1 pseudogene is annotated in these 1,775 nt (G+C 51.9%); it reads left to right on the plus strand.

Annotated features, from left to right (window positions below):
• Positions 1–28: 28 nt before the first annotated feature.
• Positions 29–751, plus strand: a pseudogene (locus EQY_RS25120) (IS256 family transposase); the annotation flags it as partial.
• Positions 752–1,775 lie beyond the last annotated feature (1,024 nt).

The following is a 1,775-nucleotide window of genomic DNA, read 5'->3' on the forward strand; positions in this document are numbered from 1 at the left end:
GTCAATATGAGTTCGCCGGAACGATACTGTTTATCTTGACTGTATCGTCCTGAAAGTTCGGCAGGACAGTCGCGTAATCAATAAATCCGTATTCCTCGCACTGGGTATCAATATCGAAGGCCAGAAAGAGTTACTGGGTATGTGGCTGGCCGAAAACGAGGGAGCGAAGTTCTGGCTCAATGTGCTGACTGAACTAAAAAACCGCGGCCTGAACGATATTCTCATAGCCTGTGTCGACGGGCTGAAAGGCTTCCCGGACGCTATCAACACGGTGTATCCGGAAGCCCGCATCCAGCTGTGCATCGTGCATATGGTGCGCAACAGCCTGCGGTTCGTTTCCTGGAAGGACTACAAAGCCGTCACCCGCGACCTGAAAGCCATCTACCAGGCCCCCACAGAAGAAGCAGGCCAGCAGACGCTGGAAGCGTTCGCCAGCGCCTGGGACAGTCGCTACCCGCAGATAAGCCGGAGCTGGCAGGCAAACTGGACCAACCTGGCGACGTTCTTCGCTTACCCGGCAGATATCCGCAAAGTCATCTACACAACCAACGCCATCGAGTCGCTGAACAGCGTAATCCGGCATGCCATCAAAAAACGCAAGGTGTTCCCGACGGATGACTCAGTGAAAAAGGTCGTGTGGCTGGCAATCCAGGCGGCTTCACAGAAATGGACGATGCCACTGCGGGACTGGCGTATGGCAATGAGCCGCTTTATTATCGAGTTCGGTGACCGCCTGGACGGTCACTTCTGAGAAAAGGGCATTTACACATGAATCACATGCAGGCTCGAAGTCCCGATTATGTAACGTAATGCGTGAAGTTTACGATGTAGGTTTTGGGCTGTCTGGTTGTACCGCTGAATCTCATGGTCACCCACTTCTTATGCGCAAGATACCCTACGTTCCCTGCACTACCTCGATGGACCCCATGTACTGAGAGGGTATTCGCGGGTCCCAGTTGGAACTTACCATCTCCTTGTGGCCGTCCTGAGGTAAATTCTACACTCATATCGTCGCGCGAAGATATTTTTATGTGGGAGTACCCGAACTCTTCCCATGTTAGTGTTATGTTTTCTGTCAACCAATCCCCCCCACCAGTGGCCTGAACAGAGATATTCGTCGGGCTGACAGAGACGGCTGCGGGTCGAGTTTCTGCCGTTACCGTTAGTTTGTAAATGTCCGACCACCCCCATTTTGTGCTGTCAATACGGAAGAAGCACTCCGCGTCACCCCTTCCAGGGTTTATCGCGGTCGCTGGAGTTTCTAACAGCAGGAGAAATTCACGGGGCCCGGAAGTCGTAACATCAACCCATTCCGTCCACGCATTTGCACCAGAGGTCCCAGATTGGTCCGCCCCCTTCCATCGTATCTTCGTATAACCCACGATTCCCCCCGCGTTGATTGAGCAATCAAATTGTGCTCGGATTTTTGTACCCTGCTGGTTGTCCATCGCATGAACGGCGAGTATCTGCTGATACCTACTAGGGATCGTTACGGATTCTAATCGCGATACGATAGAGGGTTTACCGTAATTTGAGAGGGGAGGCGACACGTTAATATTCGCCGATGCATTTGTTGGTGAGATCAGCGTGTGATCCACATCGTCGATCCGTACCCTTTCCGCTAGGACTGGAATGGAGGCGTTCGAAAGGATAAAGAACAGAAGTAGTCGTTTGTTTAGAGCCATAAAATTATTCCACCCATTATAATGACAAAGCCGCTTTCAACTGGCGCTTTGCCCACAATATCCATCGTGCCTCATACTGTTGCACCCGCT

Source organism: Escherichia sp. TW14182 (genome assembly GCF_000208525.1).
In the GTDB taxonomy this organism is placed as follows: domain Bacteria; phylum Pseudomonadota; class Gammaproteobacteria; order Enterobacterales; family Enterobacteriaceae; genus Escherichia; species Escherichia ruysiae.